Raw genomic sequence first — 20,968 nt, forward strand, 5'->3', positions numbered from 1 at the left:
ACATTACCAGCGCTTCGATCACGGAACGGCCCCGAGCAGTCGCGACCGGCGGGTTCGCTTCCTAGACTCGGGTCGCCCGACGAAGACGTCTACGGGAGGCACCATGCCTGACGCGCCCGCACTGCCGAGCTATGCCTCGGGGATCTCCGAGGTTCCGCTGCTCGGGGACACCATCGGCGACAACTTCGACCGGACGGTGGCGGCGCACCCCGATCGGGATGCCCTCGTCGATCGGACCGCCGGACGGCGGTGGACCTACCGGGAACTGGCCGCCGAGGTGAACGCGCTCGCGCTCGGACTCGTCGCGCAGGGCATCGGGAAGGGGGACCGGGTCGGGATCTGGTCACCGAACCGGGCGGAATGGACGTTCCTGCAGTACGCGACCGCCAAGATCGGCGCCATCCTCGTCAACATCAACCCCGCCTACCGGTCGCACGAGCTCGAGTACGTGCTCAACCAGGCCGGCGTGAAGCTGGTGGTCGCCTCTGACAAGTTCAAGACCTCCGACTACCCCGCGATGGTCGACGAAGTCCGCGAAAAGTGCGCGGACCTGAACCACGTCGTGATCCTCGGCAGCGCGAGCTGGCAGGCGCTGATGGACGCCGGCTGGCAGGGCGATCCGTCGTCGCTGACCGAGCTCCAAGCCGCTCTCTCCGCCGATGACCCGATCAACATCCAGTACACCTCGGGCACGACCGGCTTCCCCAAGGGCGCCACCCTCAGCCACCACAACATCCTCAACAACGGCTACTTCGTCGGCGAGCTCTGCAACTACACCGAGCAGGACAAGGTGTGCATCCCGGTGCCCTTCTACCACTGCTTCGGCATGGTGATGGGCAACCTCGCGTGCACCACCCACGGTTCCTGCATGGTGATCCCGGCGCCGGCGTTCGACCCGAATGCGACGCTCGAAGCCGTCGCCGCCGAGCAGTGCACCTCCCTCTACGGCGTGCCGACGATGTTCATCGCCGAGCTGAACCACCCGGACTTCGCGAGCTTCGACCTGTCGTCGCTGCGGACCGGGATCATGGCGGGCTCGCCGTGCCCGGTCGAGGTGATGAAGCAGGTCATCGACCGGATGAGGATGGCCGAGGTGTCCATCTGCTACGGCATGACCGAGACGTCGCCGGTGTCGACGCAGACCCGCGCGGACGACTCGATCGAGCGCCGTGTGTCGACCGTCGGGCGGGTCGGGCCGCACCTGGAGGTCAAGGTCGTCGACCCGGAAACCGGGCTGACGGTGCCGCGCGGCGAGCCGGGCGAGCTGTGCACGCGCGGGTACTCGGTGATGCTCGGGTACTGGGAGCAGGCGGACAAGACGGCGGAGGCGATCGACGCGGCCCGCTGGATGCACACCGGCGACCTGGCCGTCATGGACGCCGACAGCTACCTCAACATCACCGGCCGCATCAAGGACATGGTCATCCGCGGCGGCGAAAACCTGTACCCGCGGGAGATCGAGGAGTTCCTCTACACGCACCCGGACATCCTCGACGCGCAGGTCATCGGCGTCCCGGACGAGAAGTACGGCGAAGAGCTGATGGCCTGGGTCCGGATGCGCGAAGGCGCGGAGCCGCTGACGCCGGAGAAGGTGCGCGAGTTCTGCGAAGGCAAGCTGGCGCGCTACAAGATCCCGCGGTACGTGCACGTCGTCGAGGAGTTCCCGATGACGGTGACCGGCAAGGTCCGCAAGGTCGAGATGCGCGAGAAGTCGATCACGCTGCTGGGCCTCGAAGCCGCCGCGTCCGCGAAGCACGCTTAAACCGCGCGGGACGTCCGGGCGTTCTCCCTTCGCGATCGTGCGAAGGGAGGGCGAAGATGATCATCCTCAGCTGGGACTGGTGAGCGGTCCGTGAACGGCCATCGAGGGACTTCGAGTCCCTCGATGGGCCATGCACGGCTCGTCGTCAGGAAACCGCGGCCGCGGCCTCGGCGATCGCCTTCGCGTCTTCTTCGCCGAAGGTGTCTTCGAGGTGTTCGGGCGAGTAGTCCAGGTCGATCTGCTCCACGGGCATCCCGCGCGCCGACTCGATCGCGCCCAGCCGGCGCTGGGCCCGGTCCGCCGCGTACCGGATGATCTCCTCCGGGTCGTTGTCGAACGGCACTTCCTCGAACTGGTCCTGCACCCACTGGATCATGTTGAGCGCGTGCGGGAGCAGCTCGCCCATCCGCTGCTGGACCGCGTCCCACAGCGAGTCGTCCGCCGCGACGTGGCGGCGGCAGGTGAACGTGCCCCACGCCATGTGGCGGCGCTCGTCGTCGCCGATGCGGCGGACCAGCTCCTGCATGCCCGGCAGGATGTCGTTCTGGGTGCAGATCAGCTGCCACGAGTAGTAACCCGTCAGCGCGAGGCTGCCCTCGATCACGTGGTTGTACGTCACGCTCGCGCGGATCTGGTTGAGCGGGCTGGGATCGTCCTCCAGCGCCCGCAGCGACTGCGGTAGTTCCTCGTAGAACAGCTTGCGGTAGTGCGGGTTCTCCGCGACGTACGGGTGGAGGTCCTCGGTCAGCCCGACCGCGTCCATCCAGCGGCGGAACACTTCCGTGTGCTTCGCCTCTTCGAAGCAGAACTGCGTCAGGTACATCTCGTCGCCGAAGCGGCCGGTCGCCGACATTGCCCGCATGAACGGCTGGATGTCCTCGGTGACGGCCTCTTCGCCGGCGATGAACTGCGCGACCAGGTACGTCGTGCTGCGTTTCTGCTCGTCGTTCAGCGTGTCCCAGCCCTCGCGCTCGTGGCTGAAGTCGATGTCGGCGGGGTTCCAGAACTTCTTGTTGCCCTTGACGAACAGCCGCAACGGGAACGAGTCCCAGTTCAGGCCACCCTTGCGCAGGGAGGAAAAACCGGTCCGCAGTTCCGAGAGCGTGTCGGTCATCGTTTCACTCCATTGTGGACGAATTGGCGGATGGCGGGTGCCAGCACGGCGGTGACGGCGTCGGCCGCCTCCGCCGCCGAATGCGTGGAGAGCACCAGGTGCGACAGGGAAAGCCGCACCGCGGTCTCCGCGAGCAGAGCGGCGGATTCGGCCGACAGGCCCGGTTCGAGCTCGCGGTACTGCTCGGCGGCGAGCTCGGCGGCCGCGCTGAGGATCGGCTCGCCCCTGGTCGTGAGCAGGGGTAGCAGGTCCTCGCCGGCTTCGGTGCCGAGCGCCGCCGCGACCAGGCGGTTCTCCCGCGCGTGCTCGATCGTGTAGACGACGGCGTGGTGGATGCCCGGAAGGAGCCCGTCCGCCGTTTCGAACCGCTGCCGGATCCCGTCGAGGAACTCCGACGCGGTGCGCAGCGCCACCGCCTGGGTCAGCGCCGCCTTGTTGCCGAACTCGTTGTAGACGGTCTGCCTGCTCACCCCGGCCTTGGCCGCCACGTCGGCCATCCGCAGTCCCGCGTAGCCGGCCTCCGGCAGCAGGTCCGCGGCGGCGTCGAGCAGGGATTCCCGGAGGGACGCCTTCGTCCGGTCGGTGAAGCTGGTCACACCCTCACCTTGACACAGATGTCTCCGCTGTCAAGACGCTGTACATGATCAGGTGACGTGTAAATCTGTCGGTGGTCCCGGCTACGGTGCTGGTGTGGGCATCACGGTGGGGTTCGACCTCGACATGACACTGATCGACGCGCGGCTGGGCATGGCCGCGGCGATGAACGCGCTCGGCGTCGAGTCCGGCCTGCCGCTGGACGGCGACGCGTTCGCGGCCAACCTCGGCCCGCCGCTGGACGACATCCTGCGCGGCTTCGAGGCGCCCGAGGAACGCATCCCCGGCCTCGTCGACCGGTTCCGCGCGCTGTACCCGGACATGGTCGTGCCGAGCACGGTCGCGCTGCCGGGCGCGGTCGAGTCCCTGCGGGCCGTACGCGAGGCGGGCGGGCGCACGCTGGTCGTCACCGGCAAGTACGGGCCCAACGCGCAGCTGCACGTCGACGCGCTCGGCCTGGAGGTCGACGAGGTCGTCGGCGAGCTGTGGTCGACGCGGAAGGCCGAGGCGCTCCTGGCGCACGACGCGCGCGTGTATGTCGGAGATCACGCCGGCGACATCCGCGGCGCGCTGGCCGCCAAGGCGATCGCGGTCGGCGTCACGACGGGCCCGTGTGACCGCACGCTCTTGCTGAGCGAAGGCGCCGAGGTGGTGTTCGACTCGCTGACGGAGTTCCCGGACTGGTTCGAGCGGACCTTCGCGGGGAGCGTGGTGCCCTAGCTCTTTTTCTTGCCCCTGGCCTCGAAGACCAGCGCGAGCAGGCCGAGCAAAAGCCCCAGCGGGGTGACGACACCGGCGCCGACGGAGAGCCAGATCGGCAGGTTCTCCAGACCGGCGGCGAACATGATGAACACGGCGAGCACGGCCAGCATGCCGATGCCGAACAAGCCGATGCCGAGGCGCATCAGGAACGGTTTGCCGGGGGCGGACACGGTGCCCTCCTTCGTCGCCTTACTCATGACGGAGAGGGTATCCGGCGGTATCGATCCGACTGGAAGCAGGCCGACCCCCAGCGGTGAGAAACCGCTGGTACGAGCGCCATCGGCCGTGGCTGAGGTCGGATCGGCACCGAACGGCAGAGTATCGACTTCTCTCCGGGGCAGGTGGCGAGATACCCTTTCAGGAGCGCGCCCTGGGTACGCCCCCGGGCGCGTTCGTCGTGAGCGGACAGCAGAAGGACTGGTGAGGGAAGTGCCGACCGGCAAGGTCAAGTGGTACGACGCGGAGAAGGGCTTCGGGTTCGTCACGCAGGATGACGGTGGCGCCGACGTCTACATTCGCAAGGCCGCGCTGCCGCAGGGCGTCGAGGGGCTCAAGGCCGGGCAGCGGCTCGAGTTCGGCGTCGCCGACGGCCGCCGCGGGCCGCAGGCGCTCTCCGTCCGGCTGATCGACGCGCCGCCGTCCGTCGTCGAGGCGCGCCGTCGCCCGGCGGAGGAACTGCACGGCCTGATCGAGGACATGATCAAGCTCCTCGAGCTGAAGGTGCAGCCGGACCTGCGGCGCAACCGCTACCCGGACCGCAAGCACACCAAGCAGATCGGCGAGATCATGCGCGCGGTGGCCCGGGACATCGATCCTTAGGCCTCCAGCCGGAGACCCCACACGTCGCTGGGCAGCAGGCCCGATTCGCCGGTGTTCGAGTTCAGCACGGCGGTGTAGCGCTGCACGTCGACCGCCGAAATGCGGTCCGCGGGCGTCGGCGGCGTGACCGTGTAGGCGTAGCGGTCCAGCGAGGTGAACGGGATCGGGTCGCTCTGCTTGAACTCGCCCTGCGGGGTCACGTACTCGTAGACGATCTGCCACGGCGCGTCCGCGACCTCGCCGGGCACCGAGATCTGCACGGGCTTGCCCGGGCGGACCTTCAGCGTCTTCGTGTCGCCCTTGGCGCTGCACGGCTGCGCGAGCTGCTGGGAGTAGTCGCACGACAGCACCGGCGTGGTGTTGATCGTGTGACCGTCGGCGTAGAAGGTGACCTCGGCCGGGCCGGGCGCCGAGCAGCCGGCCACCGCGAACCCACCGGCCGCAAGCAGGGCCACCACCCGGGAACGTCGCATGGGCTCAGACCCTACCGGCGGGCCGACGGGTCCCTGGGCAGGCCCTGGGCGGGGAAGCTGCCGGTCGGCTCGGGGCGCAGCGGCCGGTCGCCGCCGAGGCCCGGCACCAGCGAACCGCCGCGGCGCACCAGGTACGTCTGGGTCGTCCCGACCGCCAGCAGCACGGTGATCACGAGGAAGCCGATCCAGTACGTCGGCGGCAGGAGCAGGCCGACCGCGCCGCCGAGGCACCAGGCCAGCTGCAGCACGGTTTCCGAGCGGCCGAACGCCGACGCGCGCGACTCCTCGGGCAGGTCGGTCTGGATGACGGCGTCGAGGCTGATCTTCGCCAGCGCGCTGGCCGTCGCGCCGACCAGGCCGACGATCGCGGCCGTGGCCAGGCCGGGCAGGATCGTCGCGACCAGCGCGGCCAGCACGCAGCCCGCCACGCACCCGACGATCACCTGGTCCGGGTTGCCGAAGTGCAGGCGCGAGCCCAGCGCGTTGCCGAGGAACCCGCCGGCCCCCGCGGCGGCGCCGATCACGCCGAGCAGCAGCAGCTGCATGAACGGCGTCTGCCCGCTGCCTTCGGTCTGGGCCTTCACCGCGAACGCGGCGAACATCATGAGGAAGCCGGTGAGCACGCGCACCGAGCCGTTGCCCCACAGCGCGACGACGATCTGGCGCCCCATCGGCTGGCGCCGCTTCTTCTCCGTCGGGTGCGCCGAGAGCGACGTCGGCACCTCGCCCTCGGTCGCCTCGACCCAGGCCGGGATCCGCATCGACTGCACGGCGGCGGCGACGCAGATCAGCGCGGTGAACCAGAGCGCGCCCGCCGAGCCGGAGATCGCGTTGATGCCGCTGGCCACCGCGCCGAACGCGCCCGCGGCGACCAGGCCGAACGTCGTCAGCCGGGCGTTGGTCTTGGAGAGCGTGATCTCCGACGGCAGCACCCGGGGTGTCACCGCGGCCTTCAGCACGGTGAACGATTTCGAGAGCACCATCATCCCGAGCGCGGCGGGGTAGAGCAGCCAGTCGTCGAAGTGCAGCGCCATCACGACGGCCATCAGCCCCTGGCCGACCGAAGACGCGCACATCGCGAGCCGCCGTCCGCGCTGCACCTTGTCGAGCGCGGGGCCGATCACCGGCGCGACCAGCGCGAACGGCGCGATCGTGATCAGCAGGTAGAGCGCGACCTTGCCCTTGCTCTCGCCGCTGGTCGCGGCGAAGAACAGGGTGTTGGCCAGCGCGATCGCCATCGCCGCGTCGCTGGCGTAGTTCAGCATCACGGCGTAGGTCAGCGAGGTGAGGCCCGACTTCTCGGCGCCGTCGGCCTTCGTCGCGCGCTGGAAGGCGCCGACGGCCTGGCCGGTCAGCTGCCGGCTGCGCATCGCCGCGACCCGCGTGACGGTGATCTTCTTCGGCAGCTTCGGTGTGCCGCCCGGCGTCAGCGGCTCTTCGCGCGGCGGCAGCGGTTCCGGCTCGGGCGGCCGTGGCTCGCCCGCGTAGCCGCCGGTGTCGTAGTGCTCGTACTCACCGCTGCCGGGACGACGTTCGCCCTGGTAGAAGCCGGGCTGCTCGCGCCGGACCGGCTCGGTGCGGTTCGGGTCGTACGGCCGGGCGCCACGCGGGGGCGGCGGCCGGTGCCCCATCGGCGCGGCGGCGGTCGGGGCTTCGTTCGCGTTCGGCACGGGGTCGCCGTAGTAGCCGCCCCGCGGAGGAGGCGGAGGCGGCGGGACGGGCCGTTCGACGCGGGTGGGCGGCGGCGCGCTCCGGTGCTCGGCGCGGGTGTGTTCGGCGACGGCCTCCCGCCACGGCTTGGCCTGCGCGGCGCCCGGCTCCGGCGTCCAGCGTCGCTTCGGCTTCCGGCCGCGCTGCTGCGAGCCGGAGCCGTCGGAGCGGGAGCCGAAGAGTGCCACGTCTCAATCCTGCCTTACCGGGGGTCGGTTCCGCCTGCTCATCCGTGCTTTACGCGCTCTTCGGGACGAACCTCACCCGGAACGTGATCTGCCACTGCTTCCCGGTGAGGAGGAATTCGTCCGTGCCCGGGACGGCGGCGATACCGTTCAGCACGTCCTCGGCGCCGGTTGTGTTCAGCTGCGCGCGCAGCTGACCTGCGTCGATCGTTCCGGTGACGTGCCCGGTGGCGGCGTCGACGCGGAGGATGGTGTCGGTGTGCCAAACGTTTGCGTAGACGTCGCCGCCCACGCATTCGAGCTCGTTGAGCTGGTCGCGCCCGACGTCGACGCTGCCGGTGACGGCGAAGGTCTTCGGATCGCGGAAGGTCAGCCGGGACGAGCCGTTGCTCATCACCAGGCGGCCGTCGGCCTGGTGGCAGAGCCCCCAGCCTTCGCCTTGGAACGGCACCCGGCGCAGCTCGGCGAGGGTTTTGGTATCGCGTTCGATGGCGAAGCCGTCCTGCCAGGTGAGCTGCCACAGCGTCGGCCCGAGGACGGTGACGCCCTCGCCGAAGAGGGGCGAGGGGAGCGTGGCGGTGGTTCTCGGCGGTCCGCCCGGCGGCCCCGCGGTCAGCATCGACTGCCCGGCGAGGCCGGTGCTCTCGTAGAGCGTGTCGCCGGCGAACTCGAGGCCTTCGGTGAAGGCGGCGGGGTCGTGCGGCAGGGTCGAGACCACTTCGACGGTCAGCTGTTCCGGGCTCGTCTCCTGGCCGGGGGCCCCGGCGCAGCCGCCCAGCGCGGCGGCCACCAGCAGCGTGGTGATGATCGGCGTGCGCACATGAACAGCCTGGCACGGGCGCCGAGGATGCGTGCGGCACAATTGGCCGCATGACGCTGCTGCTGACCCTCGATGACGGTTCCGTGCAGCGCAAGCTCGCCGATGCGGTGGAGTTCGCGCGCGCGGCGGTGCTCGACGAAACGCCCGAGGAGCAGATCGGCACCCACGTGGGTGTCTCGCGTGAGGACGCGGTCACGGCGAGTCACTTGTTCGAGGCCCAGGTACCGGGCTACCGCGGCTGGCGCTGGTGCGTGACGGTCGCCTTGGCGGGCGACGACGAGCCGGTGACGGTCAGCGAGGTCGTGCTGGTGCCCGGACCCGAGGCGCGGATCGCGCCGGCATGGGTGCCGTGGGAGCGCCGCGTGCGGGCGGGCGACCTTGGCGTCGGCGACATCTTCCCGACGGACGAGAACGACCCCCGTCTGGTCCCGGCGTACCTGCAGTCGGACGACCCGGCGGTGGAGGAGGTCGCCCACGACGCGGGCCTTGGCCGCGTCCACGTGCTGTCCCGTTTCGGCCGTACGGAGGCAGCGTCCCGTTGGCACGGCGGCGAGTTCGGGCCCCGGTCCGACATGGCCCGCAGCGCGCCGGACGTGTGCGGGACGTGCGGGTTCTTCGTACCGCTGGCGGGCTCCCTGCGCGGCGCGTTCGGGGTGTGCACCAACGACATCTCCCCGGCGGACGGCCACGTGGTGGACGTGGAGTACGGCTGCGGAGCGCACTCGGAGGTCGAGGTCGAGGTGACATCCTCGATCCCGGTGGCCGAGCTGGTTTACGACGACTCGCTGCTGGACTTCACCCCGGATCCGGGTGAAGTGGTGGAGACCCCGGCGGCCGAGCCCGAGACGGCGATCGCGGAGGCGGACGTGTCGCCGGCCGAGGTGGAGCCGGAGGTCGCCGCTGACGCGGCTGGCGGGGTTGCGGAGCCGGCCGAGGTTGCTGGCGTAGTTGCCGAGCCGGTTGCGGCTGAGGCCGAAGCGGCTGAGCAGAGTGCGGTTGCCGCCGGTGCCGAGTCGGCGCAGGTCGATGCCGCGGGTGTGGTCGCCGAGTCGGCTGGGTCTGAGGTGGCCGGCGTGGTTGCCGAGCCGGCGGCGGTTGAGCCTGACGTGGTTGGTGGAGTTGCTGAGCCGGTTGCGGGGGAGCAGAGCGCGGCTGAGGTTGACTCGGCGGCGGCCGAATCGGCTGGCGGGGTCGCCGAAGCGGGGGCTGATGTGGTTGCCGAGCCGGTGGCGGCTGAGCCGGGCGCGGTCGCCGAGCCGGTTGTCGCTGAGGCTGAAGCAGCTGAGTCCGACTCGGCGCAGGTTGAGGCAGCTGGTGTGGCGGCTGAGCCGGTCGGGGCGGAGCAGCCTGCGGCGCCCGAGTCGGTTGAGGCTGCCGGTGTGGTTGCCGAACCGCAGGCTTCCGAGGTGACTCCGGCCCAGGCCGATGCGGCCGCCGGGCCGGCGCAAGCCGAGGCGACCGATCTGACCGCCGGCGCGGACTCTGGGCGGACCGAGGTAACCGATGCGGGTGCCGCGCCGGTCGAGGCTTCCGTGCCGGAGCCTGCCGAGGCTGAGCCCACTCAGGCCGAGGTCACCGATGCGGTTCTCGCGGTCGGGAACGTGGCGCAGGTCAATGAGCTGCCTGAGGCTGCGCTCACCGACAGTGTGGTCACCGAGGCAGAGGAGCCGACTGGCGCTCACGAGCCCGAAACCGCGCGGAGCGATGCCCACGAGGCGCGTGAACACGCCCGAGCAGATGAGCCCGAAACGGAATCCGCTCAGCCCGTGGCGGAGTCCGCCCAGGGCGACGCTGCGCCCGCTCAGACCGAGACGGCGCAGCCCGCCGAGGCGGATGAGACTGCGGCGGATTCCATTCAGGCCGACGAAGCCCAGTCCGAGACAACTGAGCCCACCCAGGCCGACGAAGCCCAGGCCGATGCCGCCGCGGCCGAGACCGCGCACCTCGACGCCGCTCGCGATTCCTCCGGTGAGCAGCGGAACCTCTGAGCCGCACGGGGCCGATCCCTTCGGCGCCGCGCGGCTTCGTGACTCCACCCTGCGTTCCTGGCGGGACTCGCCCACCCGGCTGCTCGAGGACACCAACGTCGAGCAGGACCTGCGCGTCGGCGCCTATCGGGATCGGCTCTTCGTCGAGCTTGCCCAGAACGCCGCCGATGCCGCCATGGCCGCCGGGCGGCCCGGGCGGATCCGGGTGTCCCTTGTGGACCGGGAACTCAGGTTCGCCAACACCGGCGCCCCGCTCGACGCGCGCGGGGTTGCTTCCCTTGCCTCGCTGCGGGCTTCCGGGAAGACCGGGGACACCGTCGGGCGCTTCGGGGTCGGGTTTGCCGCCGTCCGCACCGTTTCCGACGCTCCCAGCGTCGTCTCCACCACGGGTGGCGTCGCCTTCTCCGCCGAGAAGACCCGCGATGCCGCCGATATCCAGGGGGACGTTCCCGTCCTGCGGCTGCCTTGGCCGGTCGAGGCGAGCCCGCCGGAGGGCTTCGACACCGAAGTCCGGCTTCCGCTCCGGGATGACGTCGACGGACAAGCTCTGCTCGATCAGCTCGGCGAAGACATCGGGGACCTGCTCCTCGCCTTGCCGTGGCTGGCCGAGGCCGATGTGGACGGTCGCGTTTGGACACGAACGACCGACGGCGACCTGGTCGAGATCCGTGGCCCGCAGCAGGAAACCCGGTGGCTCACCCATCGTGGTGACGTCGTCTGGGCGGTACCGGTCGACTCCGACGGAGTCCCGAAGCCGCTCGGCGACGATGTCCTGCGCGCGCCCACTCCGACCGACGACGGGCTTTCCTTGCCGGCCAGGCTGATCGCCTCCGTGCCCGTCGAACCTTCGCGACGCCGGGCGCTGCCCGGGGCTGAACTCGACAAGGCACTCGAGGACGCGGCCAAGGAATACGTTCGGCTGGTGCGGTTGCTGCCGGCCGAACAGCGGTTCGCGCTCGTACCCGTGCCGGGGTTCCCGAAGTCCACTGTGGACGCGAAGCTGCGCGAAGAAGTGCTGGCGAACCTCAGCGCCGAGCCGTGGTTGTCCACTCAGGACGGTGGCGAAGTCGCGGGTCGGCAGGCCAAGGTCCTCGACGTCGACGTGCCCGGTCTGCCCGAACTGATCGCCGACGTCGTTCCCGGGCTGCTCAAGGGCTCGGCGCCCGCCGGGGTGCTGAAGGCCGTCGCGGCGCAGGTCGTCAGCATCGAAGAGGTGCTGGAAACGCTGACTGGCGCCTCCCGTGAGCCGACCTGGTGGCACGACGTCTACGCGGCGCTCGCCAAGGCGGTCGAGTCGCACGCGCTCGCGAGTGAGCGGCTCGACGGGCTGCCCGTGCCCCTCTCCGACGGCCGGACGCTGCCCGGTGCGCGGGGTTGCCTGCTGGTCGAAGGTTCGGCCGAACTGCTCGAACTGCTGTCCGATGTGGACATTCCGGGGCTGCGGCTGGTGCACCCCGCCGCGTCGCACCCGCTGCTGGAACGCTTGGGCGCCAAGCAAGCCGACGCCCGTGAGCTGCTCAACGCCGATCAGCTGCGTGACGCCGTCGAGCGCAGTGTCGAAGACGTCCGGTCCGGTTTGGACGGTACGACGCTCGCCGGCGCCGTCCTCCGGCTGATCGCCGACTGCGGGGACGACGCCCCGCGGTGGGTCGGCGCCCTCGCCCTGCCCGCCACCGACACCTGGCGACGCGCCGACGAGCTCGTGCTCCCCGCGTCGCCGCTGCTGGACGTCTTCGACGAGGAGGTCTTCGACGAGGACGGTGCGCTCGACGTCCTCGACGAGGACTTCGCCGGAGACTGGCTGGACGACACGCTCAAGGCCGCCGGCGTGCTCGACTCGTTCGCGCTGGTCGTCGACGACGAGCCGCACGAGCCCGACCACGACCTGCCGGACGAGGAAGCCTGGTGGGACTCGCTGCCGGAACCGCCGTCGACGCTCGTCGCGATCCGGGACCTCGACCTCGTCGCCGACGGCGCCTGGCCCGCCGCGCTGCGCCTGCTCGCCGCGCGGCCCGAAACGCTGCGCGCCCTGCGCGTACCCCGTGGGCACGCGGCCTGGTGGATCGCGCAGTACGCCGTGCTCGGCGGGCTCGCCCCGAGCGAGTGGCGCCTGCCCGGCGCCGACCTGGCCGGGCTCTACGACGAGGTTCCCGAACTTGGCCTTGGCGAAGACCTCCTGAGGGTCGCCGGCGTGCGCACCGACCTGGAACTGTCCAGTGTGGACGAAGCCGAAGACGTCCTGAACCGGCTCGCCGACCCGGACCGGACGATCTCGGCCGGACTGGCCACCCGCGCTTACGACGCCGTTGTCGAGTCCGGGTTCCAGCCCCGGCCGCCGGAAGCGGTCCGGGCCGCTGACGGGTCCGTTGTGGACGGTGCGCTGGTGCTGGACGTGCCCTGGGTGGCCGGGGCGCTGGAACCCGACCAGTACGTCGTCGCGCCCGAGGAACCCGAGCGTCTCGCGGATCTGCTCGACCTCCCGCTCGCGAGCACCGAGGCGGCCACGGTGACCAGCGAAGGCGAGTACGCGCCGTGGGCCGAGCTGCCCGCGCTCAAGCTCGTCGCTGAACAGCTCGGCATCCGGCTGCCCGACGGCGGCGTCCTGGTGCACGACCCCCTGACCGTCTCGATCCAGGGCACCGAGCACGACGTCCAGTGGTGGTCCGACGGCCGGCTGCGCGCCGCCGACACGTCCGAGGGCCTGGCCCGCGCGTTCGCCTGGGCGGCCGGGCGGTGGCCCGACCGGCACCTCATCACGGCGCTGCTCGACGACCCGTCGCCGAGGACGCTGCTGGCGTAGGAGCCTAGAGCCGCTGGGCCGACTTCGAGCCGCGCCGGGCGGCGGCCCGCTGCCAGCCGATGATGGCCAGGCCGACGAATCCGAGCACGAACCCCGACAGCGCTGTCTGCACCCACAGCCCCGAAGTCGTGAAGAAGAGCACCACCAGTGCGACAGCCCAGATCGAGGTGCCTACGATCACCACCGGCGTCAGGTCGGTCAGCCTCTTGGGCAGCTCCGGCGTGTGCCGCAACGAGCCCGTAACCTCCGGTGGATTGCTCGGATCACTCACGAGGTGCAGGGTACTCCGCAGCAGCGAGAGAATGGGCAGGCGAATGGCGGAGCAGGAGACGACCCGCACCGGGACGTCCACACTGGACCGGTTCTTCAAGATCACCGAACGGGGCTCGACCGTCCCGCGCGAACTGCGCGGCGGCCTGGTCACCTTCGTCACGATGGCCTACATCGTGGTGCTGAACCCGCTGATCATCGGCAGCTTCTCGGCCGAGGACGCGGGCGCGCACAAGGACCTCCTCGGCGGCATCCTGCCCGTATCGCAGGTCGCCGCGGTGACGGCGCTCGTCGCCGGCGTCATGACGATCCTGATGGGCCTGGTCGCGAACTACCCGTTCGCCATCGCCACCGGCCTGGGCATCAACAGCCTGGTCGCGGTCACCATCGCCCCGCAGATGACCTGGCCGGAGGCAATGGGCCTGGTCGTCATCGAGGGCGTGATCATCGTCGCGCTCGTGCTCACCGGCTTCCGCACCGCGGTGTTCCGGGCCGTGCCGGCGTCGCTGAAGTCCGCGATCGCCGTCGGCATCGGCGTCTTCATCTGCCTGATCGGCCTGGTGGACGCCGGGTTCGTGCGCCGGCTGCCGGACGCCGCGCACACCACCGTCCCGGTCGGCCTGGGCATCAACGGCTCGATCGCGAGCTGGCCGACCGCGGTGTTCGTCGTCGGCCTGCTGATCACCGGTGTCCTGGTGGTGCGCAAGGTCAAGGGCGCGATCCTGATCGGGGTGCTGTCCTCGACCGTGCTGGCCATCGTCGTCGAGGCGATCGTCAAGGCGGGGCCGTCGCAGGGCACGAACCCGAAGGGCTGGAACCTCGGCTATCCGGCGCTGCCGGACCAGGTCGTCGGCCTGCCGAACCTCTCGCTGGTGGGTGACGTCTCGTTCGGCGCCTGGACGCGGCTGCCGATCATCACCGTCTGCCTGCTGGTGTTCACGCTGGTACTGGCCGACTTCTTCGACGCGATGGGCACGATGACCGGCCTGGCGAAGGAAGCCGACCTGCTGCCGGAGGACGGTCAGCTGCCCAACGTCGGCAAGGCGCTGTTCGTCGAGGGCCTCGCGGGCGCGGCCGGCGGGTTCGGTTCGGCCAGCTCGAACACGGTTTTCGTCGAATCGGCGGCCGGCATCGCCGAAGGCGCCCGGACCGGCCTGGCGAACATCGTCACCGGCGTGCTCTTCATCGCCGCGATGTTCCTGACGCCGCTCTACCAGGTCGTGCCGGTCGAGGCGGCCGCGCCGGCGCTGGTCGTGGTCGGCGCGATGCTGATGGCGCAGGTCCGCGACATCGACTTCACGGACTACTCGATCGCGCTGCCCGCGTTCCTGACCATCGTCGTCATGCCGTTCACGTACTCGATCGCGAACGGCATCGGCGCCGGCTTCGTCAGCTACGTCGTGATCCGCGCGGCCACCGGCAAGGCCCGCCAGGTGCACCCGCTGATGTGGGTGATCGCACTGGCCTTCGTCGCGTACTTCGCGGTCGGGCCGCTCCAGGCGGCGTTCAGCTGATCAGCCCGGGGCACTGACGTGCATCGCGGCGTCCAGCACGCCGCGGTTGCGGTCGAATTCGGCGGGCGGCGCCTCGTAGCGGATCGTGACGAGGCTGTCGCCCGCGCCCAGCCCGATGACGGTGGCTCGTTCGGGGTAGCCGTCGCGGACGTAGGTGTAGTCCCATTTCGCCGCATCCTGGATGTCCCCCGCCTCCACGGGCTTGACGACCGAGCCGTCTTGGTGCGCCTTCGCGGCCACGGCTTTGAGTCCGCTCAAGGCGTCCTCCTGGGTGATCGGCACCTTGTCGGTCTCCAGGAGGACCTGACCGTTGCGGTAACTCGCGCGGTCGTTCTCGTGCGTGACGATCCAGCCGGTCGGGACCGGGATCTGGATCGACCAGCCGCGCCCGCCGGCCACGTCGGGGAAGTTGTAGGCCTCCAGGGTTCCCTGGGACGGCAGCGTGGTGGTCGTCGGCATCGACGGCGACGGCGGTGGTGCGGCGGCGGGCGCTTCCTCGCCGCCGCCCACGAACTGGACCACCACGATCGCCAGGACCGCCGCGCCGACCACGGCCGAGCCCACCAGCTTCTTGTTCATCCGACTCCCCAGGTTCCGCTCCTGGTGAAGACGCACGGGGCTATTCCAGGTTGCGGATAGACAGAGATCACCCGTGCGGCCGAAGTTTCGTAAGGTATGCTAACTATATGTCCGGCGACACGCACGAACGCTCCTTGGCGAGCCGTCTGCGTCTCGCGGTGGTCCGGCTCAACCGCCGGCTGCGGGCACAGCGCGTCGGGGACGACCTCACGCTGACTCAGGTCGCCGCGCTGTCCACCCTGCACAAGTGCGGTGCGCTGACCCCGGGTCAGCTCGCCGCGAAGGAAGGCGTCCAGCCGCCCTCGATGACGAGGGTGATCGCCGCGCTCGAAGAGATGAAGTTCGTCGAGCGGCGCCCGCACCCGACCGATGGCCGGCAGGCCATCGTCGAGCTGTCCGAGAGCGGACTGGCCTACGTGCAGAAGGCCATCTCCGTGCGGGAGGCGTGGCTGGACCGGCAGTTGGCGGAGCTCGGCGACGAAGAGCGTGAAGTGCTCTCGAAAGCCGCCGAAATCATAGACAGGATGGCGGGGAACTAACCACGGTGACGGCCACGGGTAGCGAGACGAAGCGTTCCATCGAAACCACTGCTACCCGGGACACGGCCCCACCGCCGTCCGCTTCACCACCATCCCCTCCCCAGCGCGGCAGCATGTTCGCGTCCCTGCGGATCCGCAACTACCGGCTCTTCTTCACCGGCCAGGTCATCTCGAACATCGGCACCTGGATGCAGCGCATCGCCCAGGACTGGCTGGTGTTCACCCTCAGCGGCAACAACCCGATCGCCCTCGGCATCGCGGTGGCGCTGCAGTTCGCGCCGACCCTCTTCCTTTCGCTGTGGGCCGGCGTCCTCGCCGACCGCGTCGACAAGCGGCGGCTGCTGACCTGGATCCAGGCCGCGGCGTGCTCGCAGGCCGTGGTGCTCGGCGTCCTCGACATCACCGGGCTCGTGGCGCTGTGGCAGGTCTACGTCCTGTGCTTCACGCTCGGCATCACGGCATCGCTCGAAGTGCCGACGCGGCAGTCGTTCGTCGCCGAAATGGTCGGCCGGGACCAGATCGCGAACGCCGTCGCGCTGAACTCGTCGATCTTCAACATGGCGCGGATCGTCGGGCCGGCGATCGCCGGGTTCGCGATCACGTGGATCGGCACCGGCTGGCTGTTCATCGCGAACGCGGTCAGCACGGTCGCGGTGATCGCCGGGCTGGTCCTGATGAACCCGGACAAGCTGTTCCGCGTCGCGGCGGTACCGCGCGAGAAGGGGCAGCTGGCCGAAGGCCTGCGGTACGTCCGGCGGCGCTCGGACCTGATGACGGTGATGGTGCTGGTGCTGTTCGTCAGCACGTTCGGCATCACGTACTTCAGCTCGCTGCCGATCGTCGCGGCGAACGTCTTCCACACCGCCGCCGACGGCTACGGCCTGCTGTCGACACTGGTCGCGGTCGGCACGTTCACCGGCGCGATCATGTCGGCCCGCCGCGGCACGAAGGGCCGCCCGCGGGTGCGGCTGATGCTGGTGTCGGCGTTCTTCCTCGGCGTGTTCGAGCTGATCACGGCGTTCATGCCGACGTACCTGACGTTCGGCCTCGGCCTGATCCCGCTCGGCTTCGCCACGATGACGTTCCTCAACACGGCGAACGCGCTGGTGCAGACCTCGGTCAGCCCCGAGATGCGCGGCCGCGTGATGGGGCTGTACGTGCTGGTGCTCATCGGCGGCAACCCGATCGGCGGCCCGATGGTCGGGTGGATGGCGCAGGCGTTCGGCGGGCGGTCTCCCTTCTACATCGGCGGCGCCGTTTCGGCGCTGGCCGCGGTGGTGTGCGCGGTCGTGCTGATCCGGCGGGGCGGGGTTTCCTGGCCGGTTCAGCGGGGGTTCGGGCTCCGGGTGCTCAAGCGGGCGAAGGTCTAGCGGCCGAGGAGCGGGGGCACCACCTTCTCGGCCAGCTCGCGCAGGGCGTCGCGCGGCTTCGTGCTGTCGATCCAGGTCAGCTCGAGCGTCTGCCGGGAGGTGTCGAGGAGCTGGATCTCGACGGTGCTGCCCGAGCCGTCGTCGTGCGCGGGGCGGCCGGCGATCCGGTCGGGGAAGTAGTTCTTGCCTTCGTCGTGGTAGGTGAACGAGACGACAGTGCCGTCGTTTTCCCGCGCGCACGATCCGAACGGACCCGGCTTCAGCTGGTCTCGCGCGACGTTCAGCGCCCGGGACAGCTGCGTGCACAGCTGCCAGGTGATGAACGGGTAGGGCGCGTCGGTGATCCCCGAGCCGGGGATCGGCGTCATCTCGCGGTCCTCCCCGTCCGCGGGCAAGGCCGGCCCCGGTGTGGTGATCGCGCCGGTCATCGTGTCCGCCAAGGACAGTGCCATGCTCCGGTAGTCGTGCTCGGCCCGGTCCGCCGGCACGTGGTGCACGATGATCTGCAGGCTCGGCCGTGTCCACTTCTCCGTGGTGTCGCTCAGCCGCACCGTGAGGATCTCGCCGTAGCCCACGCCGAACTCGCTGGTGGTGGCCTGGTGGCCCGCGACGGTCACGGGTTCGGGCGACCCGCCGTTCATCGGCACCGGGTCGGCCCACAGGGTGGCCGACACGTCGAGACCGGCCGAGACGACGTGGCACGCCCCGTTCTCGTCGACCTCCCGGAGGACCGGACCACCCAGGACACCGGCCCAGGTCTTCTCCGGTACGGCACCGCAGAGCACGTGGCCGATGGTGCGCGACGGCAGGGCCACCGCCATCTCGCCGGTCGGCATCGGGACCGGCCGGACGTTCTCGCCCTCGATGGAAGGCCATCGCGAGGGCAGCTCCAGCGGTGCCGCACGCGACTCCGGCGAGTCGCGGGTCGACCACCAGGCCAGCCCGAACACCAGCGTGAAGAGCGCCGTCAGCGAGACGGCGATCAGCACGGTGCGGTCTTTCTTCATCCCCCTCATGTTCACGGCGTAACCGTATCGGCACGCACCGACAGAAAACGGGGGCACTAAGTCACCCGGACGAGTGAGATCGGGGTCTCCCCGAAGGGACCCTTGCCCCGAGAGATGAGGTTAGGCTAACCTCATACATGTCCGCTTCGTGGTGGGAGCGGCAGTCAGTTCGGGAACGGACGGAGCCCCGGCCCTGGGAACCCCAGGCCGGGGCTTCGTTCACTTCACGGCAGTGTCGGGCTGAGCGCACCGCTCGTCAAGGGACTCTCACCCGGTGGCGTGGGCAGCCGGGTCAGCGGGAGACCGAAGTAGACGCGGTACGCCATCCGGATCGCCGCCTCGGTCGGCAGCGCGACCTCGTGACGGACGCCGTCGACCGTCTCGATCAGCCGGTCGCCCGACAGCGTCACCCGGCCCTGGGACGTCGGGCGGGAGCACGTCAGGGACTTCGTGAAATGGGACTCCGGGGACGTCGCCTGCCACCAGGCCATCGGGACGAAGTCGGAGAGGGGCCGCGGGCGGCGCTCCAGGCGGTACTGCGGCTTGCCGTCCCGCACCACGTCGATGTCGCCGTGGGGCGCGTCCAGCAGCAGGAACTCACCGTCCGGGTCGGACTGGGCGTCCACGCCGGACAGTCGCAGCGGATGCCGGGAGAACCGGCCGAACCCGACGTCGACCAGCCACGGTTCGTCCAGGTCGACGACGATCGCCGCGTGGTCCAGGGGCGGGCCCAGGGTGCCGTCCGGGCGAAAGACCTGCGCCGCGTGCAGGGAAACCTGGTACCCGAGTTCGCGCAGCAACGCCGCGAAGAGGCCGTTGAGCTCGTAGCAGAAGCCGCCGCGACGACGTCCCACGATCTTGTCCGCCAGCGCGTCTTCGGTCAGCACGACCGGCTCGCCGAGGTGGATGCTCAGGTTCTCGAACGGGACCGCGGCCAGGTGACGTTCCTGCAGGTGGCGCAGGGTCGCCAGGTCGGCCGCCGCGGGCCACGCGACCCCGAGGCGGGCCAGATACGCGTCAACGTCCATGCGTTCACTCTCACACCTCGACCGCACTCGAGGTCAAGTGATTTCACCCGCCGACGAAAAACGGGGCCCTCCCGTGCAGGAGGACCCCGTTGCCGGAAAAGCTCAGCCGAGCAGCAGCCCGTTGCCGCCGGCGACGGCGTTGTCGAAGCGCTTGCTGATCTCGGCCCAGTTGAAGATGTTCCAGAGGGCCTCGACGTACTTCGGCTTCACGTTCTTGTAGTCCAGGTAGAACGCGTGCTCCCAGACGTCGACCAGCAGGATCGGCACGGTCGGCAGGATCAGGTTGTTGTGGTGGTCGCGCAGCTGCTGGGTGATCAGCGTCTTGCCGATCGGGTCCCAGGAGAGCGCGCCCCAGCCGTTGCCCTGGATCGTGGTCGACACGGCGGTGAACTGCGCCTTGAACTTGTCGAAGGACCCGAAGGCCTCGTCGATCGCGGCGGCCAGCTCGCCGGTCGGCTTGTCGCCGCCTTCCGGCGACAGGATCTTCCACCACACGACGTGGTTGGCGTGGCCGGCCAGGTTGAAGGCCAGCGTGGTCTCCAGGCCGACGATGTTGCCGAAGTCGCCGGCGTCGCGGGCTTCCGCGATCTTGTCGAGCGTGTCGTTCGCGCCCTTGACGTAGGTCGCGTGGTGCTTGCTGTGGTGCAGCTCGTTGATCTCGCCGGAGATGTGCGGCGCGAGGGCGCTGTAGTCGTAGTCGAGATCGGGGAGCTCGTAGCGGGCCATTGGCCCTCCTTCTGTCTTCGACACAAGATTCCGGTATCGAACCTAGTAGCACACGCCCCTCCGCGGCGAGCGGGGGCGCGTGGCCGTCACTGCGTGAGACGGCGGCTCTTCAAGTGGCGTACCCGAGGGCCCGGCACCCGAAACCGAGCCTGCTACCTGGACCTAACTGGAGGTCAACGAGCTGTGAGATCAGGCACGGAACTCGTCCAGGTGCGAAGCCAGCTCGTCGAACACGGCGACGTTGCACTCGAACGCGACCAGTGTCTCGTCGATCACGCGGGCCCGCTCGGCCTCGTCCCACGGGGCGTTGTCCAGCTTCGCGCGGTACCCGTCGCGGAAGCGGGGTGCGCTGCCGATGCCGTCGAAGTGGTAGAAGAGCGTGCCCGCCTCGGCGACGTCGTACTTCTTCTCCAGCAGCCGGCGGATCGCCTGGCCGCCCGCGATGTCGCCCAGGTAGCGCGTGTAGTGGTGCGCCACGTACCCGCCCGCCCACGAAGACGCTTCGCCGACTCGCGCGACGTACGCCCGCGTCGAGGCCAGCGGGGAGATCGTCGAGCGCCAGTCCGGGCCGACCAGGTGCGCGAGGTCACGCTCCAGGTGGGGCAGCCGCCGCAGCTCGTCGAACACGAACTCGCCGGCGACCGGGTCGGCGGCCAGGCGGTCGCTCGCCGCCTCGATCGCGCCGTAGATGAAGTAGTACTGGACCGCGAGCTGGGTGTAGCCCTCCTGGGTCAGCTCGCCGCCGAGCAGGGCGCGCATGTACGTCGAGTAGTTCGCCTTCTCGTGCACCTCGAGCGTCGACGCGCGCAGGGTCGCCGAGAACGGGCGAGCGTCCGTGGTCACCGACATGGGGCAGCCTCCCGGCGATCGATCTGACACGCTGTCAGAAAGATCGTAGGGCATTTTTC

At 70.0% G+C, this 20,968-nt stretch carries 20 protein-coding genes; 8 read left to right on the plus strand and 12 right to left on the minus strand.

Annotation, left to right across the window (positions count from 1 at the left end):
• Positions 1-103 precede the first annotated feature (103 nt).
• Positions 104-1,762 (plus strand): AMP-binding protein, encoded by a 1,659-nt coding sequence (locus AA23TX_RS00745; RefSeq protein WP_155540681.1) that lies wholly within the window; start codon positions 104-106, stop codon positions 1,760-1,762.
• Between the two features lie 145 nt (positions 1,763-1,907).
• On the opposite strand, the gene AA23TX_RS00750 is transcribed toward AA23TX_RS00745, so the two are convergent.
• Entirely contained in the window at positions 1,908-2,876 is a 969-nt protein-coding gene (locus tag AA23TX_RS00750) for a R2-like ligand-binding oxidase (protein ID WP_155540682.1), read from the minus strand.
• The gene (locus AA23TX_RS00755; protein ID WP_155540683.1) at positions 2,873-3,472 is read right to left on the minus strand and encodes a TetR/AcrR family transcriptional regulator; all 600 of its coding nucleotides are present in this window, start codon (positions 3,470-3,472) and stop codon (positions 2,873-2,875) included. Before AA23TX_RS00755 ends, AA23TX_RS00750 begins: the two co-directional genes overlap by 4 nt.
• Before the next feature lie 94 nt (positions 3,473-3,566).
• Here AA23TX_RS00755 and AA23TX_RS00760 point away from each other — a divergent pair, with 94 nt between their 5' ends.
• Positions 3,567-4,190 (plus strand): HAD family hydrolase, encoded by a 624-nt coding sequence (locus tag AA23TX_RS00760; RefSeq protein WP_155540684.1) that lies wholly within the window; start codon positions 3,567-3,569, stop codon positions 4,188-4,190.
• Here AA23TX_RS00760 and AA23TX_RS00765 read toward each other — a convergent pair.
• Positions 4,187-4,429 carry a hypothetical protein gene (locus tag AA23TX_RS00765; protein ID WP_196425132.1) on the minus strand — a complete coding sequence of 81 codons (243 nt, stop codon included), beginning with the start codon at positions 4,427-4,429 and terminating at the stop codon, positions 4,187-4,189. The genes AA23TX_RS00760 and AA23TX_RS00765 overlap by 4 nt on opposite strands.
• Before the next feature lie 232 nt (positions 4,430-4,661).
• Here AA23TX_RS00765 and AA23TX_RS00770 point away from each other — a divergent pair, with 232 nt between their 5' ends.
• Positions 4,662-5,051: a cold-shock protein gene (locus AA23TX_RS00770; protein ID WP_155544163.1), complete on the plus strand. Its 390-nt coding sequence runs from the start codon at positions 4,662-4,664 to the stop codon at positions 5,049-5,051.
• Here AA23TX_RS00770 and AA23TX_RS00775 read toward each other — a convergent pair.
• The 3 genes from AA23TX_RS00775 to AA23TX_RS00785 are packed head-to-tail and all read right to left on the minus strand — an operon-like array spanning position 5,048 to position 8,239.
• Positions 5,048-5,524 (minus strand): DUF2771 family protein, encoded by a 477-nt coding sequence (locus tag AA23TX_RS00775; RefSeq protein WP_155540685.1) that lies wholly within the window; start codon positions 5,522-5,524, stop codon positions 5,048-5,050. The two genes, AA23TX_RS00770 and AA23TX_RS00775, sit on opposite strands and share 4 nt — an antisense overlap.
• 11 nt (positions 5,525-5,535) lie before the next feature.
• On the minus strand, positions 5,536-7,422 hold the full coding sequence (locus AA23TX_RS00780) for an MFS transporter (protein WP_155540686.1): 1,887 nt from the start codon (positions 7,420-7,422) through the stop codon (positions 5,536-5,538).
• Between the two features lie 49 nt (positions 7,423-7,471).
• Complete coding sequence (locus AA23TX_RS00785) at positions 7,472-8,239, minus strand: glutaminyl-peptide cyclotransferase (protein WP_155540687.1); 768 nt, start codon at positions 8,237-8,239, stop codon at positions 7,472-7,474.
• Between the two features lie 50 nt (positions 8,240-8,289).
• Between AA23TX_RS00785 and AA23TX_RS50905 the strand changes: the two genes are divergently transcribed.
• Both AA23TX_RS50905 and AA23TX_RS00795 read left to right on the plus strand, forming a co-directional pair.
• Complete coding sequence (locus AA23TX_RS50905) at positions 8,290-10,227, plus strand: DUF3027 domain-containing protein (RefSeq protein WP_338422480.1); 1,938 nt, start codon at positions 8,290-8,292, stop codon at positions 10,225-10,227.
• Complete coding sequence (locus AA23TX_RS00795; RefSeq protein ID WP_155540688.1) at positions 10,208-13,027, plus strand: sacsin N-terminal ATP-binding-like domain-containing protein; 2,820 nt, start codon at positions 10,208-10,210, stop codon at positions 13,025-13,027. Before AA23TX_RS50905 ends, AA23TX_RS00795 begins: the two co-directional genes overlap by 20 nt.
• Positions 13,028-13,031: 4 nt before the next feature.
• On the opposite strand, the gene AA23TX_RS00800 is transcribed toward AA23TX_RS00795, so the two are convergent.
• Entirely contained in the window at positions 13,032-13,259 is a 228-nt protein-coding gene (locus tag AA23TX_RS00800) for a DUF2530 domain-containing protein (RefSeq protein WP_155544164.1), read from the minus strand.
• Between the two features lie 82 nt (positions 13,260-13,341).
• Between AA23TX_RS00800 and AA23TX_RS00805 the strand changes: the two genes are divergently transcribed.
• Positions 13,342-14,811, plus strand: a complete 1,470-nt coding sequence (locus tag AA23TX_RS00805; RefSeq protein ID WP_155544165.1) for an NCS2 family permease — start codon at positions 13,342-13,344, stop codon at positions 14,809-14,811.
• Here AA23TX_RS00805 and AA23TX_RS00810 read toward each other — a convergent pair whose 3' ends face one another.
• The gene (locus tag AA23TX_RS00810; protein ID WP_155540689.1) at positions 14,812-15,390 is read right to left on the minus strand and encodes a hypothetical protein; all 579 of its coding nucleotides are present in this window, start codon (positions 15,388-15,390) and stop codon (positions 14,812-14,814) included.
• A 107-nt stretch (positions 15,391-15,497) separates the two neighbouring features.
• Between AA23TX_RS00810 and AA23TX_RS00815 the strand changes: the two genes are divergently transcribed.
• Both AA23TX_RS00815 and AA23TX_RS00820 read left to right on the plus strand, forming a co-directional pair.
• Positions 15,498-15,929: a MarR family winged helix-turn-helix transcriptional regulator gene (locus AA23TX_RS00815; RefSeq protein WP_086675176.1), complete on the plus strand. Its 432-nt coding sequence runs from the start codon at positions 15,498-15,500 to the stop codon at positions 15,927-15,929.
• A 113-nt stretch (positions 15,930-16,042) separates the two neighbouring features.
• A complete protein-coding gene (locus AA23TX_RS00820; protein ID WP_155540690.1) occupies positions 16,043-17,299 on the plus strand; it encodes an MFS transporter in 1,257 nt (418 codons plus the stop codon).
• Here AA23TX_RS00820 and AA23TX_RS00825 read toward each other — a convergent pair.
• From AA23TX_RS00825 to AA23TX_RS00840, 4 genes are all read right to left on the minus strand, one after another.
• Positions 17,296-18,306, minus strand: a complete 1,011-nt coding sequence (locus tag AA23TX_RS00825) for a hypothetical protein (protein WP_155540691.1) — start codon at positions 18,304-18,306, stop codon at positions 17,296-17,298. The genes AA23TX_RS00820 and AA23TX_RS00825 overlap by 4 nt on opposite strands.
• A 224-nt stretch (positions 18,307-18,530) precedes the next feature.
• Positions 18,531-19,334, minus strand: coding sequence for an arylamine N-acetyltransferase family protein (locus AA23TX_RS00830; protein WP_155540692.1), 804 nt, complete (start codon positions 19,332-19,334; stop codon positions 18,531-18,533).
• 102 nt (positions 19,335-19,436) lie between these two features.
• Positions 19,437-20,060, minus strand: a complete 624-nt coding sequence (locus AA23TX_RS00835; protein ID WP_155540693.1) for a superoxide dismutase — start codon at positions 20,058-20,060, stop codon at positions 19,437-19,439.
• A gap of 189 nt (positions 20,061-20,249) precedes the next feature.
• Positions 20,250-20,909, minus strand: a complete 660-nt coding sequence (locus tag AA23TX_RS00840) for a biliverdin-producing heme oxygenase (protein WP_155540694.1) — start codon at positions 20,907-20,909, stop codon at positions 20,250-20,252.
• Between the last annotated feature and the right edge of the window lie 59 nt (positions 20,910-20,968).

This window comes from Amycolatopsis camponoti (assembly GCF_902497555.1).
Taxonomy (GTDB): domain Bacteria; phylum Actinomycetota; class Actinomycetes; order Mycobacteriales; family Pseudonocardiaceae; genus Amycolatopsis; species Amycolatopsis camponoti.

Bases quoted from the DNA above. Each gene is read 5' to 3' on its own strand.
- AA23TX_RS00750 (WP_155540682.1), bottom strand. From the start codon at position 2,876: ATGACCGACACGCTCTCGGAACTGCGGACCGGTTTTTCCTCCCTGCGC.
- AA23TX_RS00745 (WP_155540681.1), top strand. From the start codon at position 104: ATGCCTGACGCGCCCGCACTGCCGAGCTATGCCTCGGGGATCTCCGAG.
- AA23TX_RS00840 (WP_155540694.1), bottom strand. From the start codon at position 20,909: ATGTCGGTGACCACGGACGCTCGCCCGTTCTCGGCGACCCTGCGCGCG.
- AA23TX_RS00815 (WP_086675176.1), top strand. From the start codon at position 15,498: ATGTCCGGCGACACGCACGAACGCTCCTTGGCGAGCCGTCTGCGTCTC.
- AA23TX_RS00765 (WP_196425132.1), bottom strand. From the start codon at position 4,429: ATGAGTAAGGCGACGAAGGAGGGCACCGTGTCCGCCCCCGGCAAACCG.
- AA23TX_RS00830 (WP_155540692.1), bottom strand. From the start codon at position 19,334: ATGGACGTTGACGCGTATCTGGCCCGCCTCGGGGTCGCGTGGCCCGCG.
- AA23TX_RS00805 (WP_155544165.1), top strand. From the start codon at position 13,342: ATGGCGGAGCAGGAGACGACCCGCACCGGGACGTCCACACTGGACCGG.
- AA23TX_RS00775 (WP_155540685.1), bottom strand. From the start codon at position 5,524: ATGCGACGTTCCCGGGTGGTGGCCCTGCTTGCGGCCGGTGGGTTCGCG.
- AA23TX_RS00825 (WP_155540691.1), bottom strand. From the start codon at position 18,306: ATGAAGAAAGACCGCACCGTGCTGATCGCCGTCTCGCTGACGGCGCTC.
- AA23TX_RS00820 (WP_155540690.1), top strand. From the start codon at position 16,043: ATGTTCGCGTCCCTGCGGATCCGCAACTACCGGCTCTTCTTCACCGGC.
- AA23TX_RS00835 (WP_155540693.1), bottom strand. From the start codon at position 20,060: ATGGCCCGCTACGAGCTCCCCGATCTCGACTACGACTACAGCGCCCTC.
- AA23TX_RS00810 (WP_155540689.1), bottom strand. From the start codon at position 15,390: ATGAACAAGAAGCTGGTGGGCTCGGCCGTGGTCGGCGCGGCGGTCCTG.
- AA23TX_RS50905 (WP_338422480.1), top strand. From the start codon at position 8,290: ATGACGCTGCTGCTGACCCTCGATGACGGTTCCGTGCAGCGCAAGCTC.